17 protein-coding genes are annotated in these 16,305 nt (G+C 70.7%); 8 read left to right on the forward strand and 9 right to left on the reverse strand.

Translation table 11 applies throughout. The annotated features are described in order from the left end of the window. Positions 1-122: 122 nt before the first annotated feature. The 3 genes from PBV52_RS07125 to PBV52_RS07135 all read right to left on the reverse strand — a co-directional run bounded on the left by PBV52_RS07125 (position 123) and on the right by PBV52_RS07135 (position 3,032). On the reverse strand, positions 123-1,097 hold the full coding sequence (locus PBV52_RS07125) for a DMT family transporter (protein ID WP_274237446.1): 975 nt from the start codon (positions 1,095-1,097) through the stop codon (positions 123-125). Positions 1,098-1,307: 210 nt separating this feature from the next. After that, entirely contained in the window at positions 1,308-2,300 is a 993-nt protein-coding gene (locus tag PBV52_RS07130) for a DMT family transporter (protein ID WP_373921838.1), read from the reverse strand. A 171-nt stretch (positions 2,301-2,471) separates the two neighbouring features. Then, positions 2,472-3,032: a Clp protease N-terminal domain-containing protein gene (locus PBV52_RS07135; protein ID WP_274237448.1), complete on the reverse strand. Its 561-nt coding sequence runs from the start codon at positions 3,030-3,032 to the stop codon at positions 2,472-2,474. Between the two features lie 198 nt (positions 3,033-3,230). On the opposite strand from PBV52_RS07135, the gene PBV52_RS07140 reads away from it, so the two are divergent. Next, on the forward strand, positions 3,231-3,425 hold the full coding sequence (locus PBV52_RS07140) for a hypothetical protein (RefSeq protein WP_274249307.1): 195 nt from the start codon (positions 3,231-3,233) through the stop codon (positions 3,423-3,425). Positions 3,426-3,503: 78 nt separating this feature from the next. Next, a complete protein-coding gene (locus PBV52_RS07145; protein WP_274237449.1) occupies positions 3,504-3,935 on the forward strand; it encodes an SRPBCC family protein in 432 nt (143 codons plus the stop codon). Positions 3,936-4,064: 129 nt separating this feature from the next. Here PBV52_RS07145 and PBV52_RS07150 read toward each other — a convergent pair whose 3' ends face one another. Beyond that, on the reverse strand, positions 4,065-4,685 hold the full coding sequence (locus PBV52_RS07150; protein ID WP_274237450.1) for a PadR family transcriptional regulator: 621 nt from the start codon (positions 4,683-4,685) through the stop codon (positions 4,065-4,067). A 142-nt stretch (positions 4,686-4,827) separates the two neighbouring features. Here PBV52_RS07150 and PBV52_RS07155 point away from each other — a divergent pair, with 142 nt between their 5' ends. The 3 genes from PBV52_RS07155 (at position 4,828) to PBV52_RS07165 (ending at position 6,971) form a co-directional block, all read left to right on the forward strand. Next, positions 4,828-5,256, forward strand: coding sequence for a DUF6188 family protein (locus tag PBV52_RS07155; RefSeq protein WP_274237451.1), 429 nt, complete (start codon positions 4,828-4,830; stop codon positions 5,254-5,256). A gap of 152 nt (positions 5,257-5,408) precedes the next feature. Continuing rightward, entirely contained in the window at positions 5,409-6,059 is a 651-nt protein-coding gene (locus tag PBV52_RS07160; RefSeq protein WP_274237452.1) for an HAD family hydrolase, read from the forward strand. A gap of 102 nt (positions 6,060-6,161) precedes the next feature. Then, complete coding sequence (locus PBV52_RS07165; protein WP_274237453.1) at positions 6,162-6,971, forward strand: PhzF family phenazine biosynthesis protein; 810 nt, start codon at positions 6,162-6,164, stop codon at positions 6,969-6,971. Positions 6,972-7,054: 83 nt separating this feature from the next. Here the strand turns inward: PBV52_RS07165 and PBV52_RS07170 are convergent, their stop codons facing one another. Then, on the reverse strand, positions 7,055-7,855 hold the full coding sequence (locus PBV52_RS07170; protein WP_274237454.1) for a CPBP family intramembrane glutamic endopeptidase: 801 nt from the start codon (positions 7,853-7,855) through the stop codon (positions 7,055-7,057). Between the two features lie 194 nt (positions 7,856-8,049). Between PBV52_RS07170 and PBV52_RS07175 the strand changes: the two genes are divergently transcribed. Next, a complete protein-coding gene (locus PBV52_RS07175; RefSeq protein ID WP_274237455.1) occupies positions 8,050-9,837 on the forward strand; it encodes a substrate-binding and VWA domain-containing protein in 1,788 nt (595 codons plus the stop codon). A gap of 38 nt (positions 9,838-9,875) precedes the next feature. Here PBV52_RS07175 and PBV52_RS07180 read toward each other — a convergent pair whose 3' ends face one another. Continuing rightward, the gene (locus PBV52_RS07180; protein ID WP_274237456.1) at positions 9,876-11,393 is read right to left on the reverse strand and encodes a glutamate-cysteine ligase family protein; all 1,518 of its coding nucleotides are present in this window, start codon (positions 11,391-11,393) and stop codon (positions 9,876-9,878) included. A 559-nt stretch (positions 11,394-11,952) separates the two neighbouring features. Between PBV52_RS07180 and PBV52_RS07185 the strand changes: the two genes are divergently transcribed. Together PBV52_RS07185 and PBV52_RS07190 are read left to right on the forward strand one after the other, a co-directional pair. Then, the gene (locus PBV52_RS07185) at positions 11,953-12,546 is read left to right on the forward strand and encodes a hypothetical protein (RefSeq protein WP_274237457.1); all 594 of its coding nucleotides are present in this window, start codon (positions 11,953-11,955) and stop codon (positions 12,544-12,546) included. Positions 12,547-12,987: 441 nt separating this feature from the next. After that, a complete protein-coding gene (locus tag PBV52_RS07190; protein ID WP_030053671.1) occupies positions 12,988-13,194 on the forward strand; it encodes a DUF5999 family protein in 207 nt (68 codons plus the stop codon). A 145-nt stretch (positions 13,195-13,339) separates the two neighbouring features. On the opposite strand, the gene PBV52_RS07195 is transcribed toward PBV52_RS07190, so the two are convergent. From PBV52_RS07195 to PBV52_RS07205, 3 genes are read right to left on the reverse strand one after another with little or no spacing between them, the layout of a single operon-like run. Beyond that, the gene (locus PBV52_RS07195) at positions 13,340-14,410 is read right to left on the reverse strand and encodes an endo-1,4-beta-xylanase (protein WP_274237459.1); all 1,071 of its coding nucleotides are present in this window, start codon (positions 14,408-14,410) and stop codon (positions 13,340-13,342) included. 55 nt (positions 14,411-14,465) lie between these two features. Beyond that, on the reverse strand, positions 14,466-15,296 hold the full coding sequence (locus tag PBV52_RS07200; RefSeq protein ID WP_274237460.1) for a carbohydrate ABC transporter permease: 831 nt from the start codon (positions 15,294-15,296) through the stop codon (positions 14,466-14,468). After that, on the reverse strand, positions 15,293-16,300 hold the full coding sequence (locus PBV52_RS07205; protein WP_274237461.1) for a carbohydrate ABC transporter permease: 1,008 nt from the start codon (positions 16,298-16,300) through the stop codon (positions 15,293-15,295). The genes PBV52_RS07200 and PBV52_RS07205 overlap by 4 nt, the downstream gene beginning before the upstream one ends. Positions 16,301-16,305 lie beyond the last annotated feature (5 nt).

Raw genomic sequence — 16,305 nt, forward strand, 5'->3', positions numbered from 1 at the left:
TGCGCGGCGGTCCAACTCCGGTGCCGGGCCAGCGCGCGAGCACATGCTGCGCCGCCGGACGGCCTGACGGCGGAGGCTACGGCGAAGGGCCCCTCACCCGTGCGGTGCGGGGCCCCTCGGCGTCATGCCGGGAGCGGATCCCGCTCCCGCTCCTGCTCCCGCCGCGCCCCGCGCGTCTCCGTCACCGCGAGACCCGCGACCGACCCGAGCATCAGCAGGGTGCCGGCGAGGGTCGGGGTTGTCAGGTGTTCGCCGAGCAGGACGACGGCGAGCACCGCCGCGCTGACCGGCTCGAGCAGCATGATCACGGACACGGTGGCCGACCGTACGGCGGCCGCGCCCGCGAAGTAGAGGGCGTACGCGAGAGCGGTGGGCACGGCCGCGATGTACGCCAGGAGCCAGCCGAGCCGGGCGAGGTCGGCCGTGTGCGGCAGCAGTCCCTCGGCGAGGGCGAGCGGCAGCAGGCACAGGCTGGTGACCGCGAAGGCCCAGACGGTCGTACCGGCGGCGTCGGCCCCGCCGTAACGGCCCCACTTGCGTGTCAGCAGGGTCGTCGCGCAGTACCCGGCCGCGGACACCAGCGCGAGGAGCACGCCCCACGGTCGTACGGTCGCGCCCTCGCCGCCGAGCGCGAGCACGGCGAGCCCGGTGAGCGCACCCGCCACCGCCGCGACACCCCCGCGGCCGAGCCGCTCCCCCAGGGTCAGCCGGGCGCCGAGCGCGATGAACACGGGGCCGGCGCCGAGGGTGACGACGGTGCCCACGGCGAGTCCGGTGGCCTGCACGGCCGCGAAGTAGGCGGTCTGGAACACCGCGAGCCCGACACCCGTGACCCCGGCCCGCAGCGCCTTGCGGCCGAGGGGTTCGGATACGGCTGCGGTCAGCTGCGCGGTCCGGGCGCGAGGCCGCAGGAGGCGGACGGCGAGGAGCAGCACGAAGCCGCCCGCGCAGCGCCAGAAGGAGAGGGCGATCGGCCCCATGTCACTGGTCCGGTAGACCAGGGAGGCGGCGGCGCCCGCGGTGCCCCAGGCGGCACCGGCGACGATCAGATAGAGGAGGCCTCGCCCGATGGGCAGGCCGGAGGCATGGTTCGACACGAGTTGTTCTCCGCAGATGCGCGAGTGCGCGGAAGTTCGGGAGGGAGCCCCGGGTCAGCGGGGTCCGTGGACTTCTTCTGCGGGCAGCACCGTTCCGCCCGGCGATGCGCGGGGTTCAGTTCCCGTCAGGCATCGGGGCGCGGCTTCCGGAGGGCCCGCCTCAGGCGGCCGGAGGCGGAAGAACGAGTGTCGAAGGCATGGTCACGCAGCTTAGGCAACGTTTCCGCGGGCGGACAATTCCCTTTCCGGGCCGCCACTCGCCACCGGCTCGGCGGGGCTCTTGGCGGGTGCGGACGACTGCGCGATGAACGCGCCGGCCAGGACGACCGCGCCACCGACGATCTGCGGCGCGGAGAGGTGCTCGCCGAGCAGGAACCAGGCGAGAACGGTCGCGATGACGGCCTCCAGGCACGCCACCACGCCCGCGACCTGCGGCGAGAGCCGTCGCACGGAGAGCACACCGGTGACGTAGGCGACGACCGTGGCGACGAGCACGATCCAGGCCAGCAGCAGGGCGGCGGCGACCGGGGTGCCGTTCATGTGGGCGGTGTCGGCGAGGACCGACCAGTCCATGTTCCAGGGGCGGGCGACGACGCTGAGGACGGCGGCGCCGACGAGCAGGCCGTACGCGATGACGCCGAGCGGGTCGGGCGCTGCCTCGCCGGAGTCGCCGCCCTGGTCGGACAGGACGAAGTAGCCGACCTGGCAGCACGCCGCGCCGAGCGCGAGGAACAGGCCGAGGGCGTCGAAGCTCAGGCCCGACCAGACCTCGACGACGCAGGCGAGGCCACCGACCGCGAGGACCACGCCGAGCGCGGCGGCACGTGTCACCGGCCGACGCTGCACGAACCGCACCCAGCCGAGCACGAGGGCGGGGGCGAAGTACTCGACGAGCAGCGCGACCCCGACCGGTATGCGGGAGATCGAGGCGAAGTAGAACGCCTGCACACCGGCCACGCCGAGCAGGCCGAACCCGGCGAGCAGCGCGGGACGGCTGCGCAGCAGGGCGCGGTGGCGCACGGCGAGCGGCAGCATCACCAGGGCGGCGCCGGCCACGCGCAGCCACACCACATGGAGCGGGTCGAGCCCCGCCTCGATCAGCGGCTTGGCCGCCACACCCGATCCTCCGAAGGCGACCGCGGACCCGATCGCCAGACCGAGCCCGACGCCCTTGCCACGGCCGACCTGACTGCTCTCAGACATACGCACGGGCACATGATGACAGGCGATGACATGAGCGTCATCCCCGATGACACCTGTCTCGCCGAGTGGACTGGGGTGTTGGGGGCGGGCGGGGCGGGGTGGGGCGGGGAGACGAACGCGGCCTGGAGGCAGACGGCCCACGGCAGGGTGGGGAGCGGCGGGGGCGTCGACCTAGCGGGTCGTTTCGCCGTCGGCGGCGTACTCGTCCCGGCGTTCGTCGATGCGGGCGCGTACCGCGTTCGCGTCGATGCCGGCGCGGGCGAGCACCTCCACGGCGCGTGCCTGCGGGTCCGTCACGATCGCCGCGAGCAGGTCGACGCCGCGGGCCTGCGGGTCGCCACGCCGGGCGGCGCGTCGGCAGGCGTGCTCCATGGCGCTCGCCGCCAGCGGGGAGAAGCCCTCGCCGTCCAGCACCACGGGGACGGCGCCGGAGTCCTCGACGGTGCCCTGCCAGCGCAGGCCGTAGCCGATGCTGCGCTGCACGAGGTAGCCGAGCAGGCGGGCGATCTGGGGTCCGTCGCCGAAGACGGCGTACACGTCAGGGTCGCGCTCCAGGAGCGAGTGCAGCAGATGAGCCGTGTCGATCTGCCGGTCCCCGTCCCTGACCGCCCGACGGCGGGCACCGGAGATCACCGCTGCCAGCTCGTCGCTGAGCCTGGCATCGTCCGCCGCGGCGTCCGGGCGCCGACAGTCCTGCTCCTGAGCCGACTGCCGGGGGATACGGGGTTGCACATCCCCTACCCCATCAACCACTTCGAGCCAGGTCATCCCCGAGAGGAAGCATTTTCGCGTCCCACACAGAGTGGACTCCGTCGGCCGTGATCTCCTCCTTACGGATGAGATCACGCCGCACGACCCCGAGGGGCGCGCGCCGCCTTGCCCTGCGCTCCGTACGCAACCATGGCGCTCCGCCGCACGTCCCACAGGGACATGGAGCGCGGGTGCTGGCTGGTGGCGTTGCCTGCCGTCGACGGCAGGCAGTACGTCTACCGGGTCTACGCGCCGGAGGACGCCCTGCTCGCCGACCTGTTCTGGGCGGCGTGGCACTGCCACGAGGAGAGCGCGTACCCGCGCGCGTGGGATCTGTTCGACGCGGCGGTGATCCGACGTCTCCACATTTTCTGACGGTTCATCAGTATTGAATGTTCCACGCCCCGCGGCTACGTTCCGCGACACCGTAGCCCGAGACGAAGGGGTGGTCGCATGGCCGAAGTCAGCGCGGAGGCACGCATCGAGGCACCGGCCGAAAAGGTCTGGGCGCAGCTGACGGACTGGTCGGCGTACGGACAGTGGAACGCCACCCACACCAGCTTCCCGGGCGGCGGTCCGACGGCCCTCGAAGTGGGCGGGACCTTCCAGGAGAACATGAAGCTCATGGGGTTCCCGGCCGAGGTCGAGTGGACCATCGAGCAACTGGAACCGGCGCGGCTGCTCGCCATTCGCGGCAAGGGCCCGATGGCGGTGACCGTGGCCACGCGCTACACGCTGACCCCGGACGGCGACGGCGCCACGGCCGTGCGGATCGACGGGGAGTTCACGGGTGCGGCGGTGTCGTTGATGGCGGGCAAGCTGAAGGACTCGGCGACGGCCGCACTGAACGAGTCGCTGCGCAAGCTGGCGGGGTTGGTGACCTGAACACACCCGCACCGACCAGGCGGTGCCGGCACCCACGAAGGCGCCCCGCGGATCACTCCACGGGGCGCCTTCGCTCACGGGCGGCCTCACCCACGGCGGGGAGACCGCCGACTCTTCTCACTCCGCACCTCAGTCCTCGTCGGCGAGGATCAGGTACAGCTTCTTGCGGGACTCGTTGATGACGGCGAGCGCCTTCTCGCGCTGCTCCTTGTTGCCCGTCTTCCAGACCTGCCCGAAGGCCTCCATCAGACCGAAGCCGGCCTGACGGATCTCGCCGAGGGCCTCCCAGTCGACACCGCGGGAGGCTTCCTCCCAGGGCGCCTCGGGCCCTCCTTCGGCCGCCTCGCGGCCCGACTCGGTGAGCGAGAACAGCTTCTTGCCGCCCTCGGTCTCACTGGCGATCAGGCCCTCGTCCTCCAGCAGCTGGAGGGTGGGGTACACCGAGCCGGGGCTGGGCTTCCACGCCCCGCCGCTGCGCTCGGCGATCTCCTGGATCATCTCGTAGCCGTGCATGGGGCGGTCCTTCAGCAGGGCGAGGATCGAGGCGCGCACATCACCGCGCCGCGCCCTCCCTCGCGGCCCGCCGCGACCACCCCTCGGCCCCCAGGGGCCGGGCCCGAATCCAGGCCCACCGAAGCCGGGGCCACCCCCCGGCCCGAACGGCCCGAAGGCGCCGCGAAGCCCCTCGAAACCGCCCCGGCCGTGGTGACCGTGCCCACCGTGTCCACGCTCGAATCCATGGGAACGCATCGCAATCACTCCATTCCATCGTTGATCTGTCGCGATGCTTCAACGATATATCGGAATAGCTCGCCTGGCAAGGATGCCGAGGTTTCGGAGTTGTCCCGGAAATCCCATGGCTCTCGACTGTCGAATCAGCCAAAGTGCCGTAGTGAGCACTGAAGAGAGTCCCGTCGAGCACGAGGACCGGTGGACCCTGAACCTTCGCGGGATGCGCGTCACCAAGATCAGCGTGGACTGCCGGCTCGTGCTGGCCCTCGACTCGGACTGGGAAATCGCGCTGGAAGCACCCGTCAACCTCGCGGACGGGACAGTCCACGCCAACCCGTCCGTGCTCCTGGAACCGGAATCGCAGGACGTCGCAGCGGCCCTCGCACTCTTCGGAGCGAAGGTGCTGTCGGCGATCGCGTTCAGATCCGGCACGCTGCGTCTCGTCTTCGACACAGGCCACCACCTGACCTGCTCGTCAGATCCGTCCTTCGAAGCCTGGCAGGTCACGGGCCCACCAGGATGGCGCTTCGTATCGTTGCCCGGAGGCGACCTGGCCGTCCGGTCCGGCTCAGGAACGAGCGAGTCCTAGCCTCGCCACGCAATGCGGCAGGCACGAGAGTGCCGGTCTGTCTCAACGAACCGAGCCCACGCGTCGTACTCAATCCAGTCCACACAGGTCGGCGGCGCCCGGACGACCAACTTCGATGAGACAGGACAGGAGCCCGTGATCTACTGCCGTCCATGCCGTTACTGCTGCTCGACCTCGACAACACGCTGGTCGACCGCGATGCGGCCTTCCGGCACGCCGCCGCCGACTTCCTTGCCCAGCACGGCCTGCCCGCCTCGGACCTCACGTGGCTCATGGCCGCGGACGCCGGCGGCTATACCGCCCGCGACGAGCTGGCCGAAGCCATGGCCGACCGATACGGGGACGGCGTACCGGCTCCCGCCGTCCGGGCCCTTCTCGACACCGGCGCCGCCGACCGCGTCCGCCTGGCGCACTCCTCCCGCCGGGCGCTGGTGAACGCACAGGCCGACGGCTGGACCTGCGTCATCGTCACCAACGGCCGCACCGCCCCGCAGGAAACGAAGATCCGCAACACCGGACTCGCCCAACTCGTCCAGGGCTGGGTCGTCTCCGAAGCCGTCGGCCACAAGAAGCCCGAGCCGGAGATCTTCCAGGCGGCAGCCGCGGCCGTCGGCGTCGCCCTCCCCGGCGCGTGGGTCATCGGCGATTCACCGCACGCCGACATCGCAGGCGCCGACGCGCTCGGCCTTCGCAGCGTGTGGGTGACGGACGGTCGGCCCTGGACGCAGGGCTCCTACGAGCCCACCCACACGGCTCACGACGTCGCCTCCGCGATCGACCACGCCATCGGTACGCGGCCATAGGGCGCCGGTGCCCCCGACCGCGGCCCTTCCTCCCCGAAATCGGTCCAGCACCCCCGAATTGGCCTTGGCCGCCCCCTTGCCGCACCCCTTAGCGTCGGCGTCATGCGGATTCGAATCGTCGATGCCTTCACCGACCGCCCCTTTGCCGGCAACCCGGCCGGGGTCCTGCTGCTCGACGCCTTCCCGGAGGACGACTGGCTCCAGAAGGTGGCCATGGAGGTCAATCACGCCGAGACGGCGTTCGCGCACCGACTGAACGAAGGCGGAGAGGCCGACTGGGCGCTGCGCTGGTTCACTCCGGTCGCCGAGGTGGCGATGTGCGGGCACGCCACGCTGGCCACGGCCCACGTGCTGCACAGCACCGGCGCCCACGAAGGGCCCGTGCGGTTCGCCACCCGCAGTGGCGTCCTCGTCGCCACGCCCCGCGAGGACGGCTCCCTCACGCTCGACTTCCCGACCGCTCCGCTCACGCCGGTCGAGGTCCCGGACGGAGTCGCGCAGGCCCTCGGCGCCGAGCCGCTCGTCGCCTTCGACACCGGCCCGAACGTCGGCGACCTGCTCATCGAACTCGCCGACGAGAAGACGGTCCGCGCCCTGACCCCCGACCACAAGGCCCTCGGCGCCTACTCCGAGCGCGGCATCATCGCCACCGCACCCGCCGAAGACCCCACCCGGGGCTACGACTTCGTCTCCCGCTGCTTCTTCCCGAACATCGGCATCGACGAGGACCCGGTCACCGGCAGCGCCCACACAGCCCTCGCCCCCTTCTGGTCCGAGCGCCTCGGCCGGGCCGAACTCACCGGCCTGCAGGCCTCCCCGCGCTCCGGCCGCGTCCGCACCGAGCTGCGCGGCGACCGCACCCTGCTGAGCGGCTGCGCGGTGACCGTCATCGAGGGGGAGCTGATCGCCTAGGCCCAGGCAGGGCCTGGCTCCGGTCCGGCCGGGGGAACGCCGGAGGGGGCGTACGAAACCGTCGTACGCCCCCTCGGAACGGCTCACGCCGTCGGCAGCCACCCCACCTTCCCGGCCAGCAGTGCATAGCCCACGAACGCCCCTATGTCGAGCAGGGAATGCGCCACGACCAGCGGGCCCACCCGACCCCAGCGCCGGTACAGGTAGACGAACACCACGCCCATCGCCATGTTGCCCAGGAAGCCGCCGATGCCCTGGTAGAGGTGGTAGGAGCCGCGCAGTACGGAACTGGCCACCAGCGCGGTGCCGGGCGTCCAGCCCAACTGGCCCAGTCGGCGCAGCAGATAGCCGACGACGATGACCTCTTCGAGGATCGCGTTCTGCAGGGCGGACAGGATCAGCACCGGGTACTTCCACCACACGCCGGGCAGCGCCTCGGGCACCACCGTGAGGTTGAAGCCGAGCCCACGGGCGGCCAGGTAGAAGGCGATTCCGGTGCTGCCGATCACCGCCGCGATCGCCGCTCCACGACCGAGGTCCGGCCCGGGGCGGGTGCGGTCGAAGCCGAGCGTGCGCAGGCTCGCTCCCTCACGCAGCAGGAAGTGCGCGACGAGGGCGACGGGCACCAGCGCGGTGGTGATCCCGAAGAGCTGCCAGGCGAGATCCAGCCAGGGACGGCCCGGCGCGGCCGAGGCATTGAGGGTGGCGGCCTGGTCCTTGAGACCGCCCGGTTTGGTGACCGATCCGACAAAACTGATCAGGGCGGACACACCGCTCGCACCGAGCGAAAGCCCCAGAACGAGCAGCGTCTCATCACGGAGAATCCGTCGCGAGGGCCGCTCATGCGGAAAAGAATCGGCCACGGGGCCTGCCTCGCCCTGCACACCTGCCTCCAGTTGAGTAATCCCGCCGCATCCTCATCGCCACGCCGCTAGGGTCTCGAAAGCAGTTACGAAGACCGTGCGCGACAGGCCGTTGGGGGGACGGGCGCCGTACGGGGCGTACCGCCCCTTTGCCTGCCATACGGCCGGACTCCGGCACGAGGTTCAGCAGGGCAACAGGGAGGGGCACCACCGTCATGGGACGTCACAGCTTGCCCGATCAGTATGGGGCGGGCGGCAGCGACCCCCGCCGAGGCGACCCCCGCCGACGCGCACGCCGCCGTACGGTGGCCGTCGCGGCGGCCCTCGTCCTGGCCGTCGCAGGCGGTACGGCCGCCGCGGTCAAGGGCGGGCTGCTCTCCTTCGGCTCCTCCTGCCAGGACGACCCGGTACGCCTGGCCCTGGCCGCGTCCCCCGACCTGGCTCCCGCCCTCGAAGCGGCGGCGCAGCAGGCGCGGGAGGCCGACCTCACCTCCGACGGGCGGTGCGTCGCCGTGACGGTGAGCGCGCGGGAGTCGTACAAGGTCGCGGACGCGCTCCTGGCGGGCGAGGACCCGGGCGCCGAGGTGTGGGTGCCGGACTCGGAGGTGTGGGTGCGGCGGCTCACGGCGGAGGGCGGCACGACCGAGGTCTCCACGGTGGGCCAAGTGGCCTCCACGCCGGTCGGGGTGGCGATGGTGCCCGCGGCCGCGAAGACGCTGGGGTGGCCGAAGAAGACGTACGGCTGGCTGGAGCTGGCCGGCGCCACCCTGCGCGACGACTCCCTCCGGCTCGGCGCGGCCGATCCCGCGCGCAGCGCGACGGGGCTGCTCGCCCTCACCCGGCTGAGCGCGGCCGCCGCCGGGGTCGACGGCGGGAAAACGCAGGCCGCGGCGCTGATGAAGGCGCTGTCGCGGCGCGTCTGCGACAGTGACGGCCAGGTCCTGGACACGCTGCCGCGCGACTCCTCGGGCACCGAGCGGGCCAATCCGAAGCGGAACCAGGCGCTGGTCGTCAGCGAGCAGGCGGCGTACACGTACAACTCCGGGGCGGACGGCGGGGGAAGCCTGGACCTCTTCTATCCCGAGGACGGCTCGCCCCGGCTCGACTACCCGTACGCCCTCCTCGACCAGACGGGGCTGACGACCGACGAGAGCCGGGCCGCGATCCGGTTCATGAGCTACCTCCGCGATCCCCGGCAGCAGCGGCTGCTGGAGCGGTACGGCTTCAGGACCTCCGACGACGAGGTGCCGGACACGCTGGTCACCCGGGCCGGCGGCAGCAGCCCGCAGCCGTACGCGCAGCCGCCGGGCCGGCCGGCCTCGGAGGTCGCGGTCCAGGAGGCGCTCGGGGTGTGGACGATCACCGTGCAGAGCGCGCGGATCACCACGGTCGTGGACGCCTCCGCGTCCATGTCCGAGCCGGTGCCGGGCACGGGGCGGTCGCGGATGGACGTCACCAAGGCGTCGTTGCTGCAGGCTCTCGCCACGTTCACGACCGACGACGAGATCGGTCTGTGGGACTTCTCCACCGCGCTGGACGGCGACAAGGACTACCGCGTCCGCGTGCCGACCGAGCGGTTGGGCGCCCGGAAGGGCGACGGCACACAGCGCGACCGGCTCTCCGCGGCCTTCGGCGACCTGGCGCCGGTACCGAACGGCGCGACCGGTCTGTACGACACCACGCTCGCCGCGTACAAGGCGGCGACCGCCTCCTACACCAAGGGCAAGTTCAACGCGCTGGTGGTCCTCACCGACGGCGTCAACGAGGACCCGGGCAGCATCTCGCGCACCGACCTGATCGCCCGGCTGGAGCGGCTCACCAGCCCCGAGCGCCCGGTCCCCCTCATCATGATCGCCGTCGGCCCCGACGCCGACCGCGAGGAGGCCGACCGCATCGCCGAGGCGACGGGAGGCTCGGGCCACGAGGTGACCGACCCGTCCCAGATCCACTCGGTGATCCTGAAGGCGATCGTGGAGGCGGGGACACCGGGCAGGCAGGGCTGACGGGCTGACAGGACCTCTCTCGGCAACCGCCTCGGCGGTCACCCCAGCGGCACCGGCTCCAGCAACCCGACCGGCCAGGTGTGCACCGGATCCCCGCGGTGCATCAGCTCGCGGTACCGGCGGGTCGTCGCCGCCAGCGCCGCCTCCCGGCTCAGCCCCGACTCCAGTGCCCGGTGGAAGGTCGCCGACTGCCAGGACGCGCCGTTCATGCGCCTGCGGCACCGCTCCTCGATGACCCCGAGGTAGAGATCCCGGTCGGCCGACTCGACTCCCCACGCCTCCAGGCCGACCTCGGCCAACGGCAGCAGTTCGTCGCGTACGAGGCTCACCGCGTCGACCTCGGTCGTCCCGCCGTACCTCCCCCGCCGGGGCCAGCGCAGCCGCGCGTCGATGCCGTGCTTGCACGCCGCGTCGAAGTTGGCGGCCGCCGCCTCGAACGGCATCCGGGTCCACACCGGCCGTGACTCCTCGGCGAGGGCGCGGATGACGCCGTAGTAGAAGGCCGCGTTGGCGATGACATCCGTGACGGTGGGCCCGGCGGGCAGCACGCGGTTCTCCACGCGCAGATGCGGGACGCCGTCGGCGATGCCGTAGACCGGGCGGTTCCAGCGGTACACGGTGCCGTTGTGCAGGACGAGCTCGGCGAGCTTGGGCACGCCGCCGGCGTCGAGCACCTCGAGCGGGTCCTCGTCGTCGCAGATCGGCAGCAGGGCCGGGAAGAAGCGCAGGTTCTCCTCGAAGAGGTCGTACGCCGAGGAGATCCACCGCTCGCCGAACCAGGTGCGCGGCCGCACGCCCTGGGCCTGGAGTTCGGGCGGACGGGTGTCGGTGGACTGCTGGAACAGCGGTGGGCGGGATTCGCGCCACAGCTCCCGCCCGAAGAGGAAGGGCGAGTTGGCGCCCACGGCGACCTGGGCCGCGGCGACCACCTGGGCCGCGTTCCACACGTCGGCGAAGCGCCCCGGGGTGACCTGGAGATGCAGTTGCACGGAGGTGCAGGCGGCCTCGGGTGCGATCGACTTCGACGTGCACGTCAGATGCTCCACGCCGTCGATGTCGAGCGTGAAGTCCTCGCCACGGGCAGCCACGATCTGGTCGTTGAGGAGGGCGTAGCGGTCGACGTCGGAGAGGTTCGAGGAGACCAGGTCGTCGCGGTCGAGGGTCGGCAGAATGCCGATCATCACGATTCCCGCGTCGAGCTCACCCGCTTTTCGGTCGGCATATGCCAGCGAGGTACGGAGTTCCTCGGCGAGCCGGTCGAATACCCGCCCCTGCAATCGATGTGGGGCTATGTTGACTTCCAGATTGAACATGGCGAGTTCTGTTTGGAAGTCGCGGCTCGCGATCCGTTCGAGTACCTGCCCATTCAACATTTTCGGCATGCCGTCGGCACCGGTGAGATTCAACTCGATCTCCAGCCCCATGAGGTTCTTGGGGCGGTCGAACCGCTTCGCCTCCAGCAGCCGCTCCAGGCCCGTCAGACACTTCCGCAGCTTCCGGCGGTAGCGCTGGCGATCGGACAGATCGAACCGACCTGCCACGACCTTCTCCCCCATCGAAGCTTCCCTCCTCGGATGGGCGGACCGAAGATCGGGCCGCCGGTCTCCCGGGTCAGGTGGGATGATGCCCAGCCGAAGCGATCGATAACGTCCCACGCGAGGCCGACGCCCGCTAGGCTGTCGGAGGTGACCGGCGGCACATTCACCAGGCATGGACCACTGTGCAGTTTCGGTCGGCTCACGAACTCGTGAAAAACGCCGACGAGAATTGGCCGACCGCACCCGGGGCATTTTTCGAGGTCATCGCCGCACGACCGGCCGGGAATCGGGATGATTCCCGCATACCGCTGACCGAATGGACCCTTGCCGGGTGCACCAAAAGCGGTTAGACGAAACACCGTCTGAACACTCGTCGTATAAACTCCGCAATCAAGGCAGAGGGTTGGCGCCCGCGGTCCAGGACCTGCCGTCCACGTGACGTACGGCAGGCCTCACCCACGTCTCTCGCTCCCAGACCCCGGCCCCCGCCTCTCTGACCTTCGTGAGCTGACAGCGCCGTCCGCCCCCGCCACGCCCTCGCGCCACCGTGCCTGTCGAACGAGAGAGGCGACCCACCATGCCACTGCATGTCCCCCCGGCTCCCGCGCCCGCACTTCGCTCCGTCCTGACCGCGCTCAGCTCGCCCACCGCGGTCCTCGAGGCCCGAACTCCCTCCCTGCGTGCCGCTCAGGGGCCCGCGACACCCGAACTCCCGCTGCCCGTCCATGTCGTGGACGAGATCACCCCGGCGGGTGTGTCCGCGACCCGGCTGGCCGGCTGGCGTTTCCTGATCCGCTGCGGCGACCGCGCGGTGGCCGCGGCCGAGACCCGGCTGACGCCCGACGGCTGGGCCTTCTCGCACTTCTTCGAGGGTCCCTACATCGCCTCCACGGAGCGGGCGCTGCGCCAGGCCGAGACGATCACGCAGTCCTACCAGCCGCGCCTGCTGTCGTTCCCCGGCCTCTACATGCTGACCCTCTGGCTGCACGGCGACTGCACCGCGGACGGCACCACCGGGCACCCCGACGGCACGGACATCCTCGTGCCGCTGGCCCCGGCGCCGCCCGGCATCGCGGCCCACGTGCCGCACCGGGTCGCCGAACTGCTCCCGATACTCACGCATCGGGCGACCCCGGCTCCGCTGCCTCCCCTGCTCGGCTCACCCGCCTGACAGCACACCGCGCGAACGGCCCCGTACCCTGCTGCCCGATTCCGGGTGGCGGGGTACGCCGCTGTTTGCGGTGGAATCGGGGCGGTGGGACTAGGCTCGTATCGGACAACAGAAAACACACGCGTAAATGTAAAGAACTCGTACGAGCGAGAATGCGCTCGAATGAGCCCGCTAGCCCCCGGCTCTCGCGGACTAGCCCCATCCGACCACTTCGAACCATCCGAAATGACAGTGGAGTTGGGATGAACCGTCCGCGCGGGTGACGCGTCCTCAACCTGTGAGAAGCGGTGCTGCGAAATCCCTGCGGATTCACGCCCGTGGGGCAACACTGGGTTCCGACCGACCAATCACCAACGGGGGGCGGCCATGAACGAAGCTTCACGCCGCGATACAGACACCACAGCCACTTCACCCTTCACGACAGAGCGAAAGATCGCATCCATGTGCCAGCACCAGCCACCGTGCCCGTCAGCCGACTCCGCCGACCGGGAATCCGCCCGTCTCGTGGCGCACCACCCGGAGCAGGGATGGAGTCTGCTGTGCAACGGTGTTCTGCTCTTCGAGGACACCGGTGAGCTCCTGCCGGACGGCCAGATCATCGCCCCGCACCGTCCACTGGGCACCGGCAAGGTGATGACCGCCGCGTAACGCCTGCCGGCGAACCACGCCGAACAGGCCCGCACCACCGGGCGGCGCGACGGACGCCCGGCGTACCTCCAGGGGCCGGTCGCAGACCTGACTGCGAGCCGGCCCCGACGTGTGTCCGGGGGCGGTCACTCACCGTAGCCGGGAGCTACTTCAGTGCTTCCCGCAGCGCGAAGTACGCCGGCTTCGGGCGCAGTTGCTCGTCCCACGGCAGGGCCGCGCCCTGCCCCTCGAAGAACGCCGGGATCCAGGAGTACTTGTCGGTGTAGTCCCAGATCGTGATCCCCACGCACCGTCGCACCGCGAGGCAGGCGTCGGTCAGGTCCGCGTACCAGTCGGCCTGCTCGGCCAGCTTCTCCTGCGTCGCGGGGAGGATCATCCGGATGTCCACCTCGGTGAGCGAGGTGTCGAGTCCGAGCCTGGCGAAGCGCCGGAGGTTGTCCTCCAGCGTGCTCGGATAGCCGTACTGGAGCGCCAGATGGGCCTGGAGGCCGATGCCGTCGAGTGGAACGCCCTCGGCCTTCAGCTCCTTGGCGAGGTGGTAGTAGGCGTCGCTCTTCGGGCCGATCGCCTCGATGTTGTAGTCGTTCAGGTAGAGCTTCACCTTCGGGTCGGCCTGGCGGGCCCAGCGCAGCGCGTCGGCGATGTAGCCGGGGCCGAGCGTCTTGTAGAAGACCGTCTCGCGGTACGTGCCGTCCTCGTTGAACGCCTCGTTGACGACGTCCCAGGCGAAGACCTTGCCCCGGTAGTGCCGTACCTCCGTCTGGATGTGCTTCTTCAGGACGGCCCGCAGCTCGGCCGCCGTCCACTCGCGGCCGGTCAGCCAGTCGGGCAGCTGGCTGTGCCAGACGAGGGTGTGCCCGCGCACCTTCTGGTGGTGGGCGCGGGCGAGGTCGACGATCTCGTCGCCCTTGGCGAAGTCGAACACGCCCTGCTGGGGCTCGGTGGCGTACCACTTCATGCCGTTGCCCGGCGTGATCTGGTCGAACTCGCTGCCGAGGAGCGCCTTGTACGGCTCGTCGACGAGCTCGGGGTTGTCGGTGGCGCTGCCGAAGTAGCGGCCGTGGCGCTGGGCCAGTTCGGCGAGGGTGGGCTGCTTGCCGTGCCGTTCGTCCGCCTGCGCCGCCGGGCCGGTGGCCACGCCGGCCGCGACCAGCACGGCGGCCAGGGCCCCGGCGAGTCTGAGCCGGGTGCGGGAGCGGGTGGTCGTACTGCGCATGGTGCGACTCCTCACGGATCGGTGGTGTGTCGAGCCGTACGTCCGCCTGCGCGCGTCATCCCTTGGTGGCGCCGGCGGTGAGGCCGCCGACGAGCTGGCGCTCGGCGACCGAGTAGAAGGCGAGGGCGGGGACCATGGCCAGCACGAGGTAGGCGAACACGCGGGCGTAGTCCGCGGAGTACTGGCCCTGGTACTGCTGGACGCCGATCGGCAGGGTCCACCAGGTCGAGTCGGTGAAGACCAGCAGCGGCAGGAAGAAGTTGTTCCAGCTGGTGACGACGGCGAGGACCGAGACCGTGCCCAGCGCGGGCCGTGCCATGGGCAGCAGGACCCGCCAGAAGAACCCGAGCGGTCCGCATCCGTCCAGCGTGGCCGCCTCCTCCAACTCGCCGGGGATCTCCCGGAAGAAGCCGCGCAGGATGATGATCGTCATCGGCAGCCCGAACGCGGCCTGCGGAAGGATCACGCCGAGGGGGTTGTCGAGCAGCCCCATGGAACGCAGCAACAGGAACAGGGGCAGGGCCGCCACCGCGAAGGGGAACATCAGCCCCATCGTGAACAGGGTGAACAGCAGCTCCCGGCCGCGGAAGGCGAATCGGGCGAAGGAGAACGCGGCCAGCGCGGACACGGCGACCACCAGCACGGTCGTCGCCACCGCGATCAGCGTGCTGTTGCCGACCAGCCGCCAGAAGTCCCCCGAGCCGAGGATGTCGCGGTAGTTGGAGAACACCCAAGGGCCGGGCAGTCCCACGGGGTTGCGGGAGAGCTGGTCGGTGGACTTGAAGCCGGACAGGGCGGCGTACAGCAGGGGCAGGCCCATCAAGGCGCCGACCACGACGAGGATCAGGTGCAGGGGCAGGCTCTTCCTGCCGGACTTGGCCGTCACTTGGCGTCTCCCCTCATCGTCGTGGTGGCTCCTTGGAGGTCGCGGCGGAGCACGAACCGCTGGTAGGCGAGGGCGAAGACGAGGCTGATGCCGAACATGACCACGCTGATCGCGCTGGCGTAGCCGACCTGGTAGCGCTTGAAGCCGTACTGGAACATGGTCACGGCCATGGTCTCGGAGTGGTGGTCGGGCCCGCCCGCGGTGGTGACCCAGACCAGGTCGAAGAGCTGGATCGCCCCGATGACGGACAGGAAGACGCTGATGCGCAGGGTGGGCGCGAGCAGCGGCAGGGTGACGCTGCGGAAGCGCTGCCAGGCGTCCGCGCCGTCGATCAGCGCGGCCTCGGTCAACTCCTTGGGGATGGACTGGAGTCCGGCCAGGTAGAGCATCATGTGGAAGCCGAAGTACTTCCATGTCATGACCAGGAAGAGCGTCGCCATCACCATGGACGGGTCGGCGAACCACTCCCCGCCCAGCCCGTCCAGCCCGACGTAGCCCAGGACGTGGTCGGCGAGCCCGTCGTCGGGGGCGAAGATCATGCTGAACAGCACGCCCGTGATGGCCTCCGACAGCACGTACGGCGCGAAGAACAGCATCCGGTACACGGCCCGGCCGCGCAGCCTCTGGTTGAGCAGTACGGCCATGGCGAGCGCGAACGGCAGCTGGACGGCGACCGACAGCACGACCAGGACCAGGCAGCGCCACAGGTCCCCGAGGAAGACGGGGTCCTCGAAGAGCCGGGTGAAGTTGTCGGTGCCGATGTAGTCGGACGGCATGCCGAAGCCGCCCCAGCGGAAGAAGGCCGCGTACAGCGCGAACAGGATCGGCAGCAGCACCAGGACGAGGAAGAGCACCAGGGCGGGCACCTGGAAGGCGACCGCGGTGAGCCAGTGCAGCGCGCGCCGCCGGGCCCGCCCCCGGGCCGCGCCGGTGGACGGGGGCGAAACGTCGGCATCGGGGCCGTCGGGGCCGGTCCGCTTGTCCGGCAGGAACGTGGAGGTCATCGCCG

This window comes from Streptomyces sp. T12, from assembly GCF_028736035.1.
Classification (GTDB): Bacteria; Actinomycetota; Actinomycetes; order Streptomycetales; family Streptomycetaceae; genus Streptomyces.